Annotated in this window: 16 protein-coding genes and 1 pseudogene; 7 read left to right on the forward strand and 10 right to left on the reverse strand. The window is 42.2% G+C overall.

Translation table 11 applies throughout. From position 1 onward, the window contains the following. Positions 1 to 373: 373 nt before the first annotated feature. Positions 374 to 1,639 carry a tyrosine--tRNA ligase gene (tyrS, locus tag E4K67_RS27525; RefSeq protein WP_135552660.1) on the reverse strand — a complete coding sequence of 422 codons (1,266 nt, stop codon included), beginning with the start codon at positions 1,637 to 1,639 and terminating at the stop codon, positions 374 to 376. Positions 1,640 to 2,101: 462 nt separating this feature from the next. Here tyrS and E4K67_RS27530 point away from each other — a divergent pair, with 462 nt between their 5' ends. Then, on the forward strand, positions 2,102 to 4,732 hold the full coding sequence (locus tag E4K67_RS27530; RefSeq protein ID WP_135552662.1) for a transglycosylase domain-containing protein: 2,631 nt from the start codon (positions 2,102 to 2,104) through the stop codon (positions 4,730 to 4,732). An 83-nt stretch (positions 4,733 to 4,815) separates the two neighbouring features. On the opposite strand, the gene E4K67_RS27535 is transcribed toward E4K67_RS27530, so the two are convergent. The 3 genes from E4K67_RS27535 to E4K67_RS27545 form a co-directional block, all read right to left on the reverse strand. Next, positions 4,816 to 7,179 carry an endonuclease MutS2 gene (locus E4K67_RS27535; RefSeq protein ID WP_135552664.1) on the reverse strand — a complete coding sequence of 788 codons (2,364 nt, stop codon included), beginning with the start codon at positions 7,177 to 7,179 and terminating at the stop codon, positions 4,816 to 4,818. 84 nt (positions 7,180 to 7,263) lie between these two features. Beyond that, entirely contained in the window at positions 7,264 to 9,819 is a 2,556-nt protein-coding gene (locus E4K67_RS27540; RefSeq protein WP_135552666.1) for a U32 family peptidase, read from the reverse strand. A 157-nt stretch (positions 9,820 to 9,976) separates the two neighbouring features. After that, the gene (locus tag E4K67_RS27545; protein ID WP_135552668.1) at positions 9,977 to 10,189 is read right to left on the reverse strand and encodes a hypothetical protein; all 213 of its coding nucleotides are present in this window, start codon (positions 10,187 to 10,189) and stop codon (positions 9,977 to 9,979) included. A 63-nt stretch (positions 10,190 to 10,252) separates the two neighbouring features. On the opposite strand from E4K67_RS27545, the gene E4K67_RS31690 reads away from it, so the two are divergent. From E4K67_RS31690 to E4K67_RS27560, 4 genes are all read left to right on the forward strand, one after another. After that, the gene (locus E4K67_RS31690; protein ID WP_420841595.1) at positions 10,253 to 10,453 is read left to right on the forward strand and encodes a plasmid recombination protein; all 201 of its coding nucleotides are present in this window, start codon (positions 10,253 to 10,255) and stop codon (positions 10,451 to 10,453) included. Next, the gene (locus E4K67_RS31695; protein ID WP_420841596.1) at positions 10,450 to 10,803 is read left to right on the forward strand and encodes a plasmid recombination protein; all 354 of its coding nucleotides are present in this window, start codon (positions 10,450 to 10,452) and stop codon (positions 10,801 to 10,803) included. The genes E4K67_RS31690 and E4K67_RS31695 overlap by 4 nt, the downstream gene beginning before the upstream one ends. A 247-nt stretch (positions 10,804 to 11,050) precedes the next feature. Then, positions 11,051 to 11,251 carry a hypothetical protein gene (locus E4K67_RS27555; protein WP_135552670.1) on the forward strand — a complete coding sequence of 67 codons (201 nt, stop codon included), beginning with the start codon at positions 11,051 to 11,053 and terminating at the stop codon, positions 11,249 to 11,251. A gap of 111 nt (positions 11,252 to 11,362) precedes the next feature. Then, positions 11,363 to 11,791 (forward strand): hypothetical protein, encoded by a 429-nt coding sequence (locus E4K67_RS27560; protein ID WP_135552672.1) that lies wholly within the window; start codon positions 11,363 to 11,365, stop codon positions 11,789 to 11,791. A 376-nt stretch (positions 11,792 to 12,167) separates the two neighbouring features. Here the strand turns inward: E4K67_RS27560 and E4K67_RS31700 are convergent. From E4K67_RS31700 to E4K67_RS27575, 3 genes and pseudogenes are all read right to left on the reverse strand, one after another. Next, positions 12,168 to 12,401, reverse strand: a pseudogene (locus E4K67_RS31700) (hypothetical protein); the annotation flags it as partial. A 183-nt stretch (positions 12,402 to 12,584) separates the two neighbouring features. Then, on the reverse strand, positions 12,585 to 13,259 hold the full coding sequence (locus E4K67_RS27570) for a hypothetical protein (RefSeq protein WP_135552674.1): 675 nt from the start codon (positions 13,257 to 13,259) through the stop codon (positions 12,585 to 12,587). A gap of 18 nt (positions 13,260 to 13,277) precedes the next feature. Beyond that, positions 13,278 to 13,766: a DUF7689 domain-containing protein gene (locus E4K67_RS27575; RefSeq protein ID WP_243454663.1), complete on the reverse strand. Its 489-nt coding sequence runs from the start codon at positions 13,764 to 13,766 to the stop codon at positions 13,278 to 13,280. 886 nt (positions 13,767 to 14,652) lie between these two features. On the opposite strand from E4K67_RS27575, the gene E4K67_RS27580 reads away from it, so the two are divergent. Both E4K67_RS27580 and istB read left to right on the forward strand, forming a co-directional pair. Further along, a complete protein-coding gene (locus E4K67_RS27580) occupies positions 14,653 to 15,033 on the forward strand; it encodes an NUMOD1 domain-containing DNA-binding protein (RefSeq protein WP_158408596.1) in 381 nt (126 codons plus the stop codon). A 25-nt stretch (positions 15,034 to 15,058) separates the two neighbouring features. Beyond that, positions 15,059 to 15,673, forward strand: a complete 615-nt coding sequence (gene istB, locus E4K67_RS27585) for an IS21-like element helper ATPase IstB (RefSeq protein ID WP_206752232.1) — start codon at positions 15,059 to 15,061, stop codon at positions 15,671 to 15,673. A 369-nt stretch (positions 15,674 to 16,042) separates the two neighbouring features. On the opposite strand, the gene E4K67_RS27590 is transcribed toward istB, so the two are convergent. The 3 genes from E4K67_RS27590 to E4K67_RS27600 form a co-directional block, all read right to left on the reverse strand. Next, a complete protein-coding gene (locus E4K67_RS27590) occupies positions 16,043 to 16,507 on the reverse strand; it encodes a peptidase M56 BlaR1 (protein WP_135552680.1) in 465 nt (154 codons plus the stop codon). A gap of 13 nt (positions 16,508 to 16,520) precedes the next feature. Then, positions 16,521 to 16,955: a hypothetical protein gene (locus E4K67_RS27595; protein ID WP_135552681.1), complete on the reverse strand. Its 435-nt coding sequence runs from the start codon at positions 16,953 to 16,955 to the stop codon at positions 16,521 to 16,523. A gap of 849 nt (positions 16,956 to 17,804) precedes the next feature. Continuing rightward, complete coding sequence (locus E4K67_RS27600; protein WP_135552683.1) at positions 17,805 to 18,488, reverse strand: response regulator; 684 nt, start codon at positions 18,486 to 18,488, stop codon at positions 17,805 to 17,807. Positions 18,489 to 18,510 lie beyond the last annotated feature (22 nt).

The following is an 18,510-nucleotide window of genomic DNA, read 5'->3' on the forward strand; positions in this document are numbered from 1 at the left end:
GTTTTTTTGAAACTCCTTAGAGTTTCTCTCATTGGCTGTCCTTGTTGTTTAGTTTTCAAAGACCATTAAAGTCCATGTTTTATAAGTTTGTATCCCCTGCACCCGTTTGGGCCGGAATCATATCTTAGCATTTTCAACTTGCGTTGTCAATAGCTAATCTATTTTATTCCTTTTACGGCTCACCGCATATTTACTAACAATAGTATTATGTTTTGCGGGCACTTGGATATATTAACATTTGCTTACTCTCTTGTCAACTACTTTAAAATGTATATTCTTAAGTATTCAGGAGAGAAGTTAATCGCGAACGAACAGAGTGCAGACCTAACGATGATCAATCAACTGTCGCACACTCTGTTCTCTTTAAATAATACTATTTAAATTTAATAAGATAGTAGTTTTTCTTACCACGACGTATAACAAGATACTTCCCATCTAAACGCTCAAGTTGAGAAACAGATGTTTCTACATCCGTATATCGAATATCATTAATATAGATTGCTCCATTCTCAATCGCCTCTCTGGCGAGTCGTTTCGAAGTGACTACCTCTCCTTTAATCAACAAATCGACCAACCCGATCTCTGGGCTTTCAATAGTAGCTGATGGCACATCACTAAAGCCCTCTTCAAGTTCTGCTGACGTCAGATTCGTAAGGCCTCCTCCGAAAAGAGCACTCGATATTTTTTCTGCCCGTTCAAGAGCCTCTTGCCCATGTACTAACTTCGTCACTTCTACCGCTAATGTCCGTTGAGCCTTTCTCTTTTCAGGCTCCTTTTCTACGCCTTCTGCTAGGACAGCAATCTCATCTAACGATAAGAATGTAAAATATTTAAGGAATCTTATTACATCCTGGTCATCGGTATTCATCCAAAATTGATAGAATTTATAGGGAGATGTCTTCTCAGCATTTAGCCAAACTGTTCCCGATTCTGTTTTCCCGAATTTTACTCCGTCGCTTTTCGTGACGAGTGGCATCGTCAGTCCGTACATTTCCTTAACTTGATCACCCGAAGTGCGTCGAATTAAATCAATTCCTGCTGTTATATTTCCCCACTGATCACTTCCACCCACCTGCATCTCACAACCGTACACTTCATTGAGTTTCAGATAATCGTAAGATTGTAATATCATATAGCTGAATTCAGTATAGGATATTCCTTTACTCATCCGCGCTTCTACAGCGTCTTTGGCTAACATGGCCCCTAATGGGAAATTCTTACCTATGTCCCGCAGAAATTCAATAACTTGTAGAGAACCTAGCCAATCATAGTTATTCGCAATAATTGCTGGGCTTTCTTTGGTTTCAAAATCCAAGAAATGTCCAAGCTGGTCTTTGATCTTGCTCGCCCACTGCTCCACGACTTCTTGAGGATTTAGTATCCGTTCAGCCGCTTTACCGCTAGGATCACCAATTAAGCCCGTGCCTCCACCTACCAGTGCGATCGGTATATGTCCCGCTAGTTGGAAGCGCTTCAAGACCAAAATGGGCAGTAAACTTCCAATATGCAGGCTGTCTGCAGTAGGATCAAATCCACAATATAACGTCATCGGTCCCGAATCTAATCTTTTGCGCAGTGCTTCCTCATTGGTATGCTGATAAATGAGTCCCCGTTCCTGTAATTCCTTAAAAATGTCCATATATTTCTCTCCTTTATAGTGTTACTATCACCCAGAATTTTAACATTGGAAATGACAAAATCCCCCAACTCAAGGTTGAGGGACGAAAACACTTCCGCGGTACCACCCACATTGATGCCCAGGTTACAAAACAGACATCCAGCTTAATCAGCAGTAACGGGCTTATCCGAGAGTTGTTAACTCTAGTCATGAGGTGTACCTCTTGGTTTCTAGGTCGGTTCTCACCCTACACCGACTCTCTGCTACTTTCCGCCAAGTTTCTTCTCAATCATACCATTCGCGATATGTACATATACTTCACTAGGATATTATATCCTGTCTACGTCGAGCTAGCAACTAATCTGATATTTCCCTTCCCTCATTTATGCAAGGATTTCCTTACAATTGAAGAAGTATGATATAATTCAAGAAATTCGAAATTTCTACGCGCCTCATTTTTGCACTATTTAGGAGGTATAAATTATGCCATCATCCCGGAAACCAACGCGTCCACAGCGCCGAAAACGCTCTTCAAAACTACGAATTGTCCTTATATCCATAGGGAGTGTAATTGCCCTTGTGATGATAGGGGTAGCAATATTTGTAGGCATTGCTGCGGCCGGCACCCCAAAATGGAGCCCTTCTGGTCTTCTCGACCAGAAACAGAACTCCTCTGTATACGACAAAGACGAAGTCAAATTCACTCAATTGCGGGGGGTCGAAAATAGCCAACCTATTAATTCTTCCGACATTCCCGACCTTGTTAAGAAAACATTTGTCGCTGTTGAGGACAAACGCTTTTACCAGCATTTTGGAGTAGATCCCATACGAATCATTGGTTCAGCGATCAACGACATTCGCTCTAGAAGTGCCAAAGAAGGAGCAAGTACCATTAGTATTCAACTTGCCCGCAACGCTTTTATCGCAGATCCCACGGCCAAAACATTTACTCGTAAGATTCAGGAAGCAATTCTTGCTATTCAGCTTGAGCATGAATACACAAAGGATGAAATTCTCACGTTTTATCTCAATAGAATTTTTCTTGGTGAATCATCATTTGGGATCCAAGCTGCAGCCAAAACATACTTCGGCGCAGATCTCAAGGATTTGAAACCTGATGAAGTTGCTCTGTTGGCTGGTTTACCACAAGCTCCAAGTCAATACAATCCTTATTTCCACCCCGAAGCAGCTAAAAATAGACGGACCATCGTCCTCGGTGTCATGCGAGATGCGGAAATAATTACCGCCCAAGAGTACAGCACGTTTAACGATACCCCGTTCACTTATGTTGATACCATGAAAAAAACCATCGGCGGAGCTCAAAAAACAACACTTAGCGATGCAAGTTATAAATATCCCTATTTTGTGGATTACGTTATTGAGGAACTAGAAAACACCTATAATTTAACTCCTGATCAAATCTTCAGCGGTGGTTATCAAATTTATACGACCGTCAATCCTAAGATTCAGGTTGCCGCTGAAGCTGCGTTTGCTGACGCAGCCAATTTCCCCAAAGGAATCGATAGTGTAAAAGTTCAAGGAGCTATGACTGTCATCGAACCTTCGACTGGATCAATTCAGGCAATGGTCGGCGGGCGGGACTATACGACCCGTGGACTGAACCGGGCTTGGCAAGCCAAACGACAGCCTGGCTCAACGATCAAGCCGTTGGTAGTCTACGGTCCGGCCATTGAGAAGGGCGGCTATTTCCCAGGCACAGTACTTGACGATATGCCGGTGCATTACGGAACCTGGGCACCTACAGACTTTGATACGATAACTAAAGGCTGGAAAGGCCTTATTACCATGCGTTCTGCCCTTGAAGACTCTGTCAATGTCTATGCAGTCAAATTGCTTAACCTAATCGGAGTCGATTACGGCTGGAAGTTTGGTAAAGAAAATCTTGGACTTCCTTTAGAACAGGGCGATCGCAACTTAACCTTAGCGCTCGGCACGCCAAAGGTCTCCACGCTGGAGATGGCCTCTGCTTACGGGATTTATGCCAACAACGGCGTTAGTGTCACTAACCATGCTATTGTAAAGGTCGTTGACGCTAAGGGGAATACCGTACCAGCGAAGATCACAAAAAACCGTGTAATGAAGGAAACCACAGCCTATATTATCAACGATATGCTGCGAAGCGTTGTGACCGACGGAACAGGCACTAGTGCCCAAATCGGAAATTGGGCTATTGCTGGTAAAACTGGTACCACTTCATTGGATCCTCAATACTATGGCAATAAGTCTGGTAACCCTGATGCCTGGTTTGCTGGTTATACCCCGAACTACTCTGGGGTAGTTTGGATGGGCTACGATAAAGACGACGACAGACAGCATTATTTACGAAACGTCTATGGCGGCAGTTTCCCCGCCCAAATCTGGAAGAAAGTCATGACTGCTGCTCTTCAAGATCTTCCTGTGGTATCTAAGTTTGAAGAACCCTCAGGGATTGTTAGTGGCAAATTCGATACAAAGTCGGGGCTCCTCCCTAGCAGCTTAACCCCCTCAAAATTTGTTGGGACGGAAATAGCAGCCAAAGGAGATCTCCCCAATCGGGTCAGTGATGTCTGGTTTCAAAAAAACGTAGACGCAGAAAATCCGAACATGTTAGCCTCTCCAAATTCCAAAGACCCTTTAACTAAAACATTCTTGAATTTACCCAACCGTGATTCGTCATGGCCGTGGCCATCTGACGAGGCCCCCTACAGACCACCAACAGCGACGGCTCCTGATAAAGTAGATGTTCCCGATCCCGATGATCCCGATGCCGATCCAACAACACCACCCGCAAACGTGGATCCCAGCCTCCCCTCACCCACACTTGGGGAAGTCTCCTATAATAAACAAACTTTTAAGGCGGTTATCCCCATGTCTGTTCCGTTAGAAAACAAAGGTGATTCTGTTGTTTTTTATATGCGCCGACCAGACAAGACCGTTCTTGAAATGCCCATTAAGGCTTCGAACTCAGCATCAACCTCCATTTCCATTTCACTTGCTGAAAACGGCCAACCTCCTAATCCTGGTATTTATGTCTTTACTGCCGCTTTTCAAAACCGAAACGGGTCGGGGGTCGGGCCACCTTCTGGAAGTGTTAAACTAACAATAACCGATTAATAGCATATAATTTCAACTAAAAGAGGAGGGCATTCGCCCTCCTCTTTTGAGTCCGTATATTCGTTCGACTCACAGAGTTTTTCTCACTTTAACTCAACAACCGTGACTCCAGAATCCCCTTCTCCATATTCTCCGATTCTAAAGCTTCGAACATGCGGGTGCCCCCTTAGGAAATCCTGTATCCCGGTGCGCATGGCCCCTGTCCCTTTGCCGTGAATAACGTAAACCAGACCGATTCCACTAAGAATCGCATCATCTAGATATTTGTCTAAAGTGTATGTCCCCTCCTCGACGAGCATACCTCTTAAATCAATCTCGGTGCGGATTCCCTCAGCCTTTTGAAGACCAACGCTCGCTTCTCTGGAATATTTCGGCGGGATTTTCTTTTCCTCCTGGGCTAACTTTAATTCGGCCAACGGAACCATGACTTTCATAATACCAACTTGTACCAATACTTCTCCGTTGGAATTTGGGAGTTTTAAAACTTGTCCTTTCTGCCTTATTTTCGTCAAATGGACCGTCTGCCCAAGCTTAATTTGATTTGCCGATAATTCATTGCCAGAACGCTTTACTTTCCGACCATTATCAAGCTTCGATGAGATACGCCGAAATCCCTGACGGGCCTTTTCTATATCTTGTTGTTGTTTGTTTTCCTTTTTCAGGGCCTCTTTTAATTCCTCGATTAGCTCATCAGCTTCACGTTTGGCCTTTCGAATAAGCTCGCTGGCCTCTTCCTTTGCTAGAGCTAGTAGTATTTCAAATTCCTCGTCTAAGCGTAACGTCTTTTCTTCCAGAGCCTTACTTTCCTTTTCGACCGCTTGCCGCCCTGTTTTGGCCATTTGCTTTTCTAATTCAATCTCTCGGTGGGTTTCTCCCAAGTTTTCGATCAGATCCGCCACTTGCATTTCTCGTTCGGTGACAAAGGTGTTGGCCTTTTGAAGGACTCGCTCACTTAAACCCAGTCTTCCGGCAATGGTAAAGGCATTACTCTTACCGGGAATCCCAATCAACAATCTGTAAGTCGGACGTAAGGTCTCTAGGTCGAATTCCACGGAAGCGTTTTTAACACGTGGGGTTTCATAAGCAAACGTCTTTAAGGCACCATAGTGAGTTGTCGAGACCGTTCGACAACCTCGTTCATGTAATTCAGCCAAAACGCCCATCGCGAGCGCAGCCCCTTCAGTCGGATCTGTTCCAGCTCCAAGCTCATCGAGCAAGACTAAAGATCGTCCGTCTGAATGGTTGATAATTTCTACGATATTTTTCATGTGCCCGGAGAAGGTGCTTAAGGATTGCTCGAGACTCTGTTCATCCCCAATGTCCGCGAAGATCTGGGTAAAAACTCCCATACGCGAGTCGCTTTCCGCCGGAATGTGTAGACCAGATTGAGTCATGGCAGCCATGAGCCCGACTACTTTCAGCGCTACCGTTTTCCCTCCAGTATTAGGTCCAGTAATCACTAACGTATCAAAATCTATCCCTAGTTCTATAGAAAGGGGGACCACACCCCCTGTAATCAGAGGATGCCGGGCCTGAACAAGCTTCACGTGTTGCCCTATGACCAATTCTGGTGAACCTGCGTTCATTGCTTCACTCAAATGGGCTTTGGCAACCACCAGGTCTACTTTGCCCAAGGCCTCATGAAGTTCTGCCACAGCATCGCCACGCACTTCAATTTGGGCGGAGAGCATTTGGAGGATTCTCTGAACTTCACGCTGCTCCTTCAGAATCACTTCACGGAGTTCGTTGCCCAGATGCACTACGGCCATGGGTTCAATAAACAGCGTAGCACCGCTCGCCGATTGGTCGTGGACAATCCCGGGAAAAGCTGTGCGATATTCCTGCTTAATAGGGAGCACATAGCGATCCGAACGTTGCGTAATAATGGAATCTTGGAGCATCTTTTGATACGAAGAATTCCTCAAGGTCCCCTCTAAACTTTCTCGAATGCGATGTTGCAGGCGATCCAGAGAACGCCTTAGGTCTGACAGGATTGGGGAGGCATTGTCTGCAACCTTTCCATCTTCCGAAATGCAGCGGGAGATTTCATCCTCTAGATCTTTCTGTGGTTCGATTGGTAACACAATCTCCCCTAATCTAGGAAACTCCTCTTTAGATTCCTGGAGGAGTTGTTTTATTCTTCGCCCAACTCGCAGCGTATCTCGAACTTCTAGTAGTTCCTCCCCAAGAATTACCCCTCCGCGCAAACAGCGCTCAATATAGGGGCGAATTTCTTTGGCTCCACGAACTGAAAATAGGGGGTTTCCCCGCAAGAAATTCTTTCCCTCTTCCGTTTCTTGCAATGCCAAACGTACCGATTCAAAATCAATAAATGGTTTTAAGCCAACGGCGAGTTCCCTGGCGCGTGGCAGGATACAATAATCTGCCAAACGTGATAATACTTTCGAAAAATCCAGTTTATTTAGGACTTTATCTTCAATACCCATAGTTCCTCCTCTGCGGAAATGACTCGAACAGGCTGTTCGAGGTTAGTTTTCGCTGGTCATAGATGACCAATTGTCCATATAAACCTATAACACACCGCGGAAGAAATGCCCTTTCGTAAATCCGTCAGGGAAAAGAGAAGCTAAGTCAGCCATCCCTTCCTCCGAGGTCCATGAGGCCCGCTTGCCTTCATTTAAGCTATCCCAAGCCTCAACAAACAAACGAACAATCCGCTGTACTTGTCCAGGAGTTTGTCGAGTCAATTGTAAACGTATTGTTGAAATACCCATGCGCTTGATTTGGCCAAGCTCTTCGTATAAGTTGAGGATCTTCACATTAAATAGATGCATCCTGCACTCCTGATCTGTCTCCACTGGAAAATCATAGCGCATCCGATCGCGCAGGAAATGCGGTTCTTGCACACACGTACCGGCACAGTGTTGCCCCTTTTTCCCACCTAGCGTTGCCCCTACCGGACAGTATTCGCTCACCATCATTTCCAAATCGCCAAATGCCAAGAGCTCCACTCCCGGCCATTTTGCTAAATGGGCGAGTTGTTCGTGGTGCAGTTCGGGAGAAAGCGTCACTCCTTTGGCACCCTGACGCAAAAAGTAAGCAAGGCTGGCCTCATTAAAAATATTTAAGGAGTAATCCACTTCGAACGGCCAATCCGCATCAACAGCTCTCATGATTTCTAACTCCCCAAGATTGGAAACCATCAATTTCGGTTTCTTTGCCCATCTCGCGGCCTTCTTAAGATCTGACAAAAGGCTTGCGCTCTGATCCTGATTTAAGATGCGAGGTAAGCGCCAAGCACAATCGATTCCGAGCTTTCTGCAACTTTCGAAACTGGTGCGAATCTCTTCCAGCGAAAACCCTCGCCGCGAACGCCAATGTTCTCCACCAATGAGGACTCGTTTGGCGCCCGCTTGAATGGCAGCTTGCAGTGTTTCTGGATCACTCACAGCCACCGAGATCTGGGGATTCGCACTCCTGATAGTTTGTTGGCCTGCCCGCTCTTCGGCCTGACGCTGTTTCCAACGCTCTATTCTCTGCCCATATTCGTGCCGCTCAACCTTTGGCCTAGGCGTCACAAGGAGTAATTCTTCTACTGCTAGGCGACGCATTTCATTGAGCTCACTAACCGGCAGCATGATGCCCTCATCAACATCCAGCTCCAGCTTATCTAACCAAAAAGGGGTTGTCCCTAAGCGACCTAACTGTTGGAAGGCATAATCCCAGGTCAGAGGTCGCTTCAAAGCGATTTGTGCTACACCCACTGAATAAACAGTGACTCTGCGCTCGCTTTCCAGGACATCCATTCGTAATTTTTCCCCGACATGGCCCGCTAGACGAATGCTCAGGGGGCGTTTGCGTTGCTCCCGTCCCTCTTGGAAACTTACACGGGCCTTTTCCATCAACAAGGCATCATTGGTTTTAAAGACTCTGTCTCCTGGCTGAGCCATCCCAAAAAACTCGATCTGCACAGTTTCTCCGTGTAGTCCTTCTGTAACCTCTGTTTCTCCACTCCAGATCTTGCCTATTGTGACCCCTTCTCGTCCACGACCTGTCCAAAACTCAATTCCGTCGCCAGGGTGTAAAGCGGCTTCCAACTTGAGAGATAATCTCCCAGAGTCTAATCGTGCCACCCGTCCGAGACGAGTTCCTCGGTTGTTCGGTCGGCTATAGCTCATAAGTTCTGCACCGAGATTGTCCCTGAAATACCCACTTGTAAAATCTCGGTTAAAAACCTGTAATAACTCTTGATGTTCTTCCTTGGTAAGTAAGGGACTACCTTCCGTTTGATCTTCAATCCGACTTAAAGCTTGCCTGTAGAGGCGAATGACTGTTGCCACGTACTCTGGCCGCTTCATTCTGCCCTCAACTTTAAGGGAACGAATGCCTATCTTCTTTAGCTCAGCCAATTCCTCAGCTAAGTTTAAGTCCCGGGGGCTCAACAAGTGATCTCCCGGTTTTTTCTGGGTTAGAAGGTTCTCTTTCTCTTCATTCACGAGCTGATACGTCATCCGACAAGGTTGGGCACACGTGCCACGGTTTCCGCTCCGCCCCCCGATAAAGCTCGACATTAGGCATTGCCCGGAATAGCCTATACAAAGTGCGCCATGTACAAAGACTTCCAGTTCTAGCGGGGTCTGATCCGCAATCATTTTCATTTCAGCAGCAGAGGTCTCCCTGGCCAACACTGCTCGACAAAAGCCTAGCTTTTCCAAATGCTGAACACCCCAACTGGTATTGACCGTCATTTGGGTGCTCGCATGGGTTTCCAGTTCCGGAAGAATCGTATGAATTAAGTCTGAGACCCCCACATCTTGCAAGATCACGGCATCAACACCAATTTCATGCAAGGCAAAGAGATAATCCAACAATTCCTGAAACTCTTGGTCTGCAACCAAGATATTGACAGTCACATACACCTTAACATGTCGTTCATGGGCATAACAAAGCGCCTTTTTTAACTCTTCTGAATCAAAATTGGCAGCACTTGCCCTGGCACTAAAGCTTTTCCCTCCGAGGTAAACTGCATCGGCGCCATTTTCTACCGCCGCTTTGAAGGCCTCGTAGCTCCCTGCAGGAGCTAAAAGTTCCAGTGGACGGGTATTCTTAGTTTCTAGTTCATTCATTTAATTGTTACGCTCCCATTCCGGTCATTCTACCGGCTGATTAGACCAACGTATTGCGTTGGCTCTGGACAATAACTTTATTATAATTGTTTACCTTTAATTTGTACAATTGATGCAACATCATCAAGCTCATCTACATTTAAATCATAAGGCCCTTTTAAAAATTAATTAAAATAGATGTAAAATAATCTGTAAGAGCATCAATTGTGTCAGCATCAGTCACTGATACAACCTCGCCGGTATTTCCATTTCGCAATTCTATTGCTTTTATGTCGGCTAAAGAATTAGACCCAAAAAGGTTTTTTTTGCTACAAGCCGCCATGCTTCCTATCAAAAACAAAATTGTAAGTATAATGAACAGTTTCTTCATTGTTAGTCACTCTCCTTATATTGTAAGACGTATTGAACACGCATTCTGTTCCACATAGAAATTTTGAAGCGGCACAACGAGCGGAAAAACCAGGGTTACAGCAATTCCGACATTGTGAAAAACCGTTCCCACCTCAACGTACATTTCAAAACCTGCGAGGGCAGTTATGTAGAAGCCTTTGACAAAATGATTAAGCCGGAACCATCAGCACGCGCGGCCTGCAAGCGGACGCAGAGGTCATTGACGAGCTTGTTTTTGATGTGAATACCGCCTACTTTGACCGCAACGGCGGCTATGAATACACCAAAGAATTTTTCGCGGAAGCCTACCGCTTGGCAGTTCAGGAAGCCGGCGGCGAACAGTACATTTTGTCGGCGGTCATGCACGCAGACGAGCGCAACCGCGCCCTTTCCGAACAGCTTGGGCGTGATGTGTTCCATTACCACTTGCACGTTGCCTGTGTGCCTGTGGTGGATAAAGAAACCAAATGGACGAAACGCTGTAAAGACCCGGTCTTAGTGGGTACTACAAAGGAAATCATCAAACAGGTTAGCCATTCTAAAAAATGGCCGAAACTGAAACAACTTGACGAGAACGGCGATGTATTCCTATGATTGTAAGTAAGTTATAACCGTGGACAGTATAACCAGTTTAACTGTTTAACTATATAATCGTTTAACTGCGACACCGTGCAACTTTGTAACCGTCACACAGTGTTCATTCCGATAAATAAGGTTACGTAAAGCACCAGGACGTATCCGGTTATTAATAATGCCGTTTCCCCAGGCAGGATTTTACTATTGTGATAGAGAAATCCTTTTTAAATAATAAACCAATATTTCGGAACATACGGAGGAAAAAATGGATAGTGGACAGTTAGTATTACTATCGTCAAGCATAGGTGTAGGGCTTCAGTTGTTAAGTACAACGTTTCAAACTTACACTACTTTTAGAAAAAACAATGTTGAAATTCTCTTAAAGAAACTCTTGGATAGTAACGCAAATTTAAGCGATATTGGCGGGAATGAAGAATTGCAAAGGTATTTTTCTTCAGCGCCATAGATAGAGATAGAATTCTTGACTTTCGTTCCAAAAGCTTGTTAGATACGGCTCTCACGCCTCTTATTTTAGTGGTGTACGTAGCAATAAATATTAAGAAAGAGGTTTTAGAAAATGAAAAGAATCGCGTACTTATTATCTATTGGACTTATGTTTACGTTGCTAGGATGCGGAACCTCAGTAGCTTCAAAGGAGACATCTGACCCTGCATCATCAATGAAGGTTAAAGCAAATGAAACCTTTGAGGAATCAATAGATTCAAAGCTTATTAATATAACGAAGTCTAAAGATAGTAAAGTATCGTTATCTTCCAACCCCTATGACTGTATTAAAGGGGTAGATAGTAATGCAGATTACAAATATATTGTTTCACAAAAAGAAAAATCTTTAAACTACATGCTCAATAAATTTGCTAATAGTAATAATGATGGATTAGAGGAATATATTATGGCAATTGCCTGTTCGGAGATACTAAAAGAAGATCCTACTTCTAAAAACTGGTCTACGGGTAGAGAATGGTATAATAATTACGTAAAACAATAAAATTTTAGAGTTGAATTGTATAGTAGCACCAGCATCCTGAAGATTGAATGCTGGTGCTTCGTAACATTTAGAGATTTATGGGGTGAGTAAATAGAGAAAAAGCCATTGATCAACGTCAATAGCTAAAAGGAAAGCAATAATTCAGTGTAGATTATTGAACCTCATGAATCTCAGGTTGTACTGAACCGCCTGCTGATCGCACTAGATCTATATGGGGATTCAATCTTTTCTATTCGAGTATAAACTTTCTGGGTAAGGACTGTTACAAAGGATATTTTCACCTACACAATAAAAATACCAAGTAAATCCTTAAAATGGATAGACTTTCCCCTCCCCAAGATAGGTAGTTTTCCGAAACTATTAAGTTATACAGCGATCATGGACTTAAAGCCGTAGTCGAAGAATGAGGAACCAGAAACGTAATAAGATGAGCACTTCCACAGAAACAGCAGGTTTTAGCGTCTTTCTGGACTCTAAAAGTTAGAGTTAAGGATTTCTTTCCGGTATGTCTCATGCATTTAAAAAGCTTTGACTTAATATTTGGGCTGCAAAGCAGACCATAATGTCTATTCTTAACAAAGCGATTCGGCAGAACATGAAGAAAAAACCGTCTAGGAAAAGTTTCCTAAAATAATCCGGGTCCGATACCCATCCTATTCGGATCATTGGGGGGCTTTTTCTCTGACCTCCTTGACGAAGAAACGCCCCGGTATATACCGGGGCGTGAATTATTTACAGTAAAAGCGTCTTAGCTATATAACTTGAGCGTGATTTTTTCATCATTTGGTTATAGTTAACTTTCCGTACCTACAAGCTCACGCAGATTATTAAATTGGGATTTATTTTTCTTCACCCAATCTAATTTATCTGGAATTGCTTGACTCATGTTAAAATTAGGATTTCCTCGAAGTAACTGATCTATAGATGGGAATAATTCAGCGTTTCCTTGTTCTATTTTGTCCATAATAAACGGTATTGCTGGAGTCCCCAGCAATACTAGTTCTTGGACCTTCTTATCGTTGGACTCATTTGACACTACAATATTATTTACATTGGTAGGAATTTGTTTTAAATGCGTTTTCCATACCTTTGTAAAACCTTTAGCCGAGGACCATTCACTCTTATCCTTCTTTAGGTCTACTTTTGCAATTTCTTCAGCAGCAATTGATAAAATGTATTCCCTTAAGCCCTCTTCCTTACTTTGATCTATTCGGTCAACAATAATAGGTAGAGCCTCTGAACCCAAATTAACAATACTCTTATAGTTTGCATTATTGATATAGTCATATGGATTTGAACTTAATTTTTGAGAATCTTGGGTTGCTAATTTACTGACATCATCCATAATACTTAACATATTTTGATCAATTTTAGAAGCAACTGATGCATTTACTTGTGAAAGTGTGGATGTCAGCATAGTTACAACGATTAAACACACAACAGATAACAGTATGATAAACTTCTTCAAAGTTATTCCTCCCCTTTATTAATAATATGTTGTAACTGCCGGACCATAACCACCTCCAGGATTATAAGGATTCAAACTATAACTTTTCATACGTTCAAGCTCACCCCATTTTGCAGTCGTAATCCCAGAACCAGTCACTTTACTAAAATGGACAACTGCGGAAGAAGAACCATAAGAAATAATCAAGGGGTTGTTAATTGGGGTACCATACCCTACATTTCTATAGCCTCCTACCAAATCCATATAATAATTCACCTGAGAAGATGTTGGATTGGAAGCTCCCCATGCCCACATCCAACGATCAGTATATCCTAATGCATAGGCAAGGCAATTATATGTGCTTGTGGCTGGTGCGTTGTATTCCCAAGTCCAAGCTACTGCATCATAAAAACTATTTGGTTTAACAAGGGCTGATGCTGGAGTCGCTACAGTAGCAACTGTCATTAAACTTAAGATAACAATTGCTAAATTTTTTTTAACATTCATTTTAGACGTTAGTATGCTCATACGTTAATCCCCCTTTTTTAAATATTTAACTACGAATGCAATGTGTATTAAATCAGAAGTTCATCTCCTAGGTCTTTTTCCAACCAGATACCCACCATCTTATGGTGATATTAACGGTTTTGCGACTATTTTTGACAAAGTGTCTTTCTTTGGTCCTATAATGAGCATTACGTAAAGAGCGAAACTACCTTTTCCCCATATTCGGTCAAATAGGCCTCTGAGCGAGGTTTGGATGTTTTTAATTTTAGTCCCCAAAAAGTGTGTTTTTGATTTGACCCTCGAAGTTCGTTCTTCTTGCGTTTAGGTCGTTCTACTATATCGTCTATTCCAAGTTTTCTTTGTCTGTCCCTAACCGAAACACATCCTACATCCTTAACGATGTTAATACCTAGTTACTACTTTCGGTGCAGTTGTCCAATTTGTAGTTCTTTAGCAATCTCGCACTGCGTCATACCACTTGAACGAAGTTCTTCAACAGCCTTGATTTTATCTTGCAGAGGTCTCGCCAACATTTTAACGGAAATATATTTTCAGAATTTTCCCTACTGAATACTTCCTTGCAGTGCTTAGCAAGCTTCACCTCCAGAGGTTTAACCGTATTACACTTTCGGTACTCTTCAGGCAGCTACATGGTCTTCGTTTCATCTAAGGTAGCTGTAAGAACAGATTATCGCAAATTTTTAACTTTGTCCTCCGTAATTCTGCTAATATACCCTGCGTAATTCACGACAAACTATCATATACTTCGACACTTTAAGTCACCTAGATTGTGAATGATAATGTAAAATTGTACCACTTCAGCACCTTTTGACAGTGAATTAGTTTACCACCTGTCATAAAAACCTGTAGAATAATATCAAATATTCTATGGGGAGGAATGAAAGGTGTGATCATTGAAGTGGACATGTATTCAGCAATTCGCACCCGCTTTATTGATGGAGAATCCATACGATCTATAGCAAAAAGCTTGAATATTTCAAGACCAACCGTTACAAAGTATTGTGAAGGATCCACTCATCCAGACGTTCGAAAAGTTTATCAGCGACAACCCGATGTAATCACTGATGCCATCAAATCGTTCATTCTGAGCTGCTTTAAAGAAGATGAACAAGAAAATCTAAAAAAGAAAAAGCACACAGCTAAGAGAATTTATGATCGGCTAATCTCTGAAAGAGATTTCAACGGTTCTTATTCCACGGTACGTACAGCCGTTAGAAAGCTTAAAGCCGAAAGAACTGTTCCACCACAGAGCAGTATTCCTCTTTGAAGAATTTCTACTGGCGTTGATGAAGATGGAACTTGACTCTCGCATGGAAAGCAGCCAGAAACGCAAAATTAAGTCCTCGAACTTTCCATACATAAAGACTATGGACGAACTTGATTGTAGCCGATTTGAGCACCTTTCAGAGGCCTTTATTTACGAACTGGCTAGTTGTGACTTTGTAAGCAAACGCCAAAACGTTGTGATGATTGGAAACCCTGGCACAGGTAAGACTCATCTCAGTATTGCTCTGGGTGTAAAAGCTTGTATGCAAGGTATGAACGTGAAATTCTACACAGCAGCTAACCTTTCCAATGAATTAATTGAAGCCCAGGAATACAAGGAACTCATGAAGATAGAGAAACAGCTTTCCAAAATTGATTTATTAGTGATCGATGAGCTGAGCTATCTCACCTTTAATCGTCATCAATCAGAATTACTCTTCAAGGTCATAGCAGATAGAGCTGAACGACGAAGCGTTATTGTATCTACAAACCTCAAGTTCTCAGATTGGGTTACCATGTTTGAAAACACGACCATGGTAACAGCCTTGATTGACCGTTTGACGTTCAAATCCCATGTATTAAACATGAACTCTGACCATCCTTACAGAGCCGAACAATCAAATCAAGGAAGCAACAATTAACTGCTTGGGATTCTACACCGGCAGAACAGCCACTCTGGGGTAGACTTGACATGGGACCCTACGTCGGATGCTTAGATGGGTCGAGGGCTGTGGCTCCTGTGAAGTATTCCTCTTGGGAAAGCAAATCGTATTTTTAAAGTTGCGTCCGATAACTAGGGTTACGTAAAGCGACAACCCCTTGTTTAATTAAAGCCAGGGGGTTGTCGCTTAATATTACTCTGGCATTCACAGGGTCAGTTAATTATTTCTACCCCTCATTTTCCTAAGGCAGACCGGCTTTGCAGTTGGAATTTTTTTAACATAAGTCTAGAGAGGCCACTTAACATGGATTCTATCGGTTTTGTTAGTGATACCTCTTCCAAATTCAACTTAGTGATAAAATACATTCAGAGTTCCTTTTGTTATTTCAGACTTTTCTGGCTTATCAATTTTGAATTTTCCTATAACAGTTTTTCCATCAACATTATATAGTGGGATGTTTTCTGGAGGGCTATTTTCCATTTTTTCCATGTACGCTACAGCTTCTTCAGGGTTATTTGGTTGATCTTTGTTTAAGTCTTTTAATTTTATATACCCATCAGTCCCATCTACACCTTTCGCCAGAATTAAATCTGGTTCCTGCCCGGCAACAGTAACTTCACTATTTGAACCGTATGTCTCTCCGTTTTTGTTGACCGGAAATTTTGGTGTTGGCTTAATATCTTGGATGGACTGGTTAGGAGTAGTATTGGCTGTTGCGGGAATGGCCCCATAACTAAATGACCCTGCTACAAAGCCAGCAATAAGAGCTAATGGGATTATTAATTTTACTCCGTGTAACTTTATAAATCTCATCTTTTTACCTCCCTTAATAATACAAATACGGGGTATAATTTGATGGTTTCTCAGTATAATTGCTGCCATTATACATCTTGCAAGAACCTTTACTTCGATAATAATCATGTGAACCAGTGTACCAACTTGTAAAAGATCCTATTGATTGAATACTACTAGTGTTGTATGACCAAGGAGAGTACGTTACACATGCGCCAGCTGAATTATACACATAAATACTAATCCCCATATAACCAGTTGGTACAGTCCCGCCTGAACGTGTTATAACAGAATATCCCCTAGCACCGGAATCATTGAAAATTAATCCATTAGCACCGTAACTATATCCACCAACAGTTCCTAAATTAGTGGTATCACTTGCCACACTTTCAGCCATGGCCATGGCTGAAAGTGAAAGAAAGATCCCCATAACAAAAGCTAAAAAAATAATTCTAGAATTTTTAAACATTTGTGTTCCCCTTTCTATAATAGAGTATCGCCAGCCCAAAAATACCACTCTGATCAATTTATTACCATTAATGGTTTTACGACAAATTTTCCATTTTCCATTTTAATTTGGGTCCGTCAAATAGGCCTCTGAGCGAGGTTTGGATGTTTTTAATTTTAGTCCCCAAAAAGTGTGTTTTTGATTTTACCCTCGAAGTTCGTTCTTCTTGCGTTTAGGTCGTTCTACTATATCGTCTATTCCAAGTTTTCTTTGTCTGTCCCTAACCGAAACACGTCCTACATCCTTAACGCTGTTAATACCTAGTTACTACTTTCGGTGCAGTTGTCCAATTTATAGTTCTTTAGCAATCTCGCACTGCGTCATACCATTTGCACGAAGTTCTTCAACAGCCTTGATTTTATCTTGTAGAGGTCTCTCCAACATTTTAACGGAAATATATTTTCAAAGAACTTTCCCTACTGATCACTTATTTGCAGTATTTAGCAAGGTTTAGCAAGGTTTAGCAAGCTTCACCTCCAGCGATTTGACCGTATTACACTTTCGGTACTCTTTAGCCAGCCACATGGTCTACGTTTTATCTAAGGTAGCTGTTAAGAATAGATTATCGCAAATTTAGAACTTTGTCCTCCGTAATTCTGCTAATATACCCTGCGTAATTCACGACAAACTATCACATACTTCGACACTTTAGTTACTTGATATACAAATGAAGGACTTAACAGTTTGCCAAGTCCTTCATTTGTGTAAATTTGATTAAAGTTAATTCCTTGAATTATTCCAATCCTTAACACTAGAAAAAAGGTTGTGGACTCATATTTTCTTCCACAACCTTTTAAATCTCTTATTAGCCTATCTATTTAATATCTTCTTAATCAAGATTTTCCCATGTAAGACAGCTTCAAAACGTGTGCTTACCCCTAATTTAGGAAGGATATTACTCACATGAGATTCCACAGTCCGAACGTTAATACCTAAAGCTGATGCAATCTCTTTATTGTGTAAACCTCTTGATACTAATTCAATTATTTCTATTTCTTTAGGGGTCAATAGTTCACTAAGTACTTTAGATTCAACTGGAATCTGTACGTTATCACAGTTATTTACGGGAAGAAAATCCTCTAACCCTTGGGATAAATAGACTCCACCGTCATAAACTTTCAATATTCCCTGAATCATTTCCTTTACGGAACAGTCTTTAAGTAGAAAACCATTAGCACCTTTACTGATAGACTTAGTAACGTAACCTTTTGGACTATGTCCGGTCATCATAATAATTTTTACATCCGGTTTAATCTTTATTATTTTGTCTATTAAATCAGTCCCACTGGTATCCGGGAGCTTTATATCTAACAGAACGACGTCAGCATCAGTTTTACTAACAAGGTCCATACATTCTATCCCATTCTTGGCTATTCCAACGACCAAAATACGGGGTTCGAAGGATAGCAAGGAGACTGTTCCTTCCGCAAAAAGCGTATGGTCATCAACTACTAAGACTTTCACTCTTTCTGATTTCTCAGATTTAATAACCACGTCTATCCCCCTCCTCTTTCTT

This window comes from Desulfosporosinus fructosivorans, from assembly GCF_004766045.1.
Classification (GTDB): domain Bacteria; phylum Bacillota; class Desulfitobacteriia; order Desulfitobacteriales; family Desulfitobacteriaceae; genus Desulfosporosinus; species Desulfosporosinus fructosivorans.

Bases quoted from the DNA above. Each gene is read 5' to 3' on its own strand.
- tyrS (WP_135552660.1), bottom strand. From the start codon at position 1,639: ATGGACATTTTTAAGGAATTACAGGAACGGGGACTCATTTATCAGCAT.
- E4K67_RS27530 (WP_135552662.1), top strand. From the start codon at position 2,102: ATGCCATCATCCCGGAAACCAACGCGTCCACAGCGCCGAAAACGCTCT.
- E4K67_RS27535 (WP_135552664.1), bottom strand. From the start codon at position 7,179: ATGGGTATTGAAGATAAAGTCCTAAATAAACTGGATTTTTCGAAAGTA.
- E4K67_RS27540 (WP_135552666.1), bottom strand. From the start codon at position 9,819: ATGAATGAACTAGAAACTAAGAATACCCGTCCACTGGAACTTTTAGCT.
- E4K67_RS27545 (WP_135552668.1), bottom strand. From the start codon at position 10,189: ATGAAGAAACTGTTCATTATACTTACAATTTTGTTTTTGATAGGAAGC.
- E4K67_RS27555 (WP_135552670.1), top strand. From the start codon at position 11,051: ATGGATAGTGGACAGTTAGTATTACTATCGTCAAGCATAGGTGTAGGG.
- E4K67_RS27560 (WP_135552672.1), top strand. From the start codon at position 11,363: ATGAAAAGAATCGCGTACTTATTATCTATTGGACTTATGTTTACGTTG.
- E4K67_RS27575 (WP_243454663.1), bottom strand. From the start codon at position 13,766: ATGAGCATACTAACGTCTAAAATGAATGTTAAAAAAAATTTAGCAATT.
- istB (WP_206752232.1), top strand. From the start codon at position 15,059: ATGGAACTTGACTCTCGCATGGAAAGCAGCCAGAAACGCAAAATTAAG.
- E4K67_RS27590 (WP_135552680.1), bottom strand. From the start codon at position 16,507: ATGAGATTTATAAAGTTACACGGAGTAAAATTAATAATCCCATTAGCT.
- E4K67_RS27595 (WP_135552681.1), bottom strand. From the start codon at position 16,955: ATGTTTAAAAATTCTAGAATTATTTTTTTAGCTTTTGTTATGGGGATC.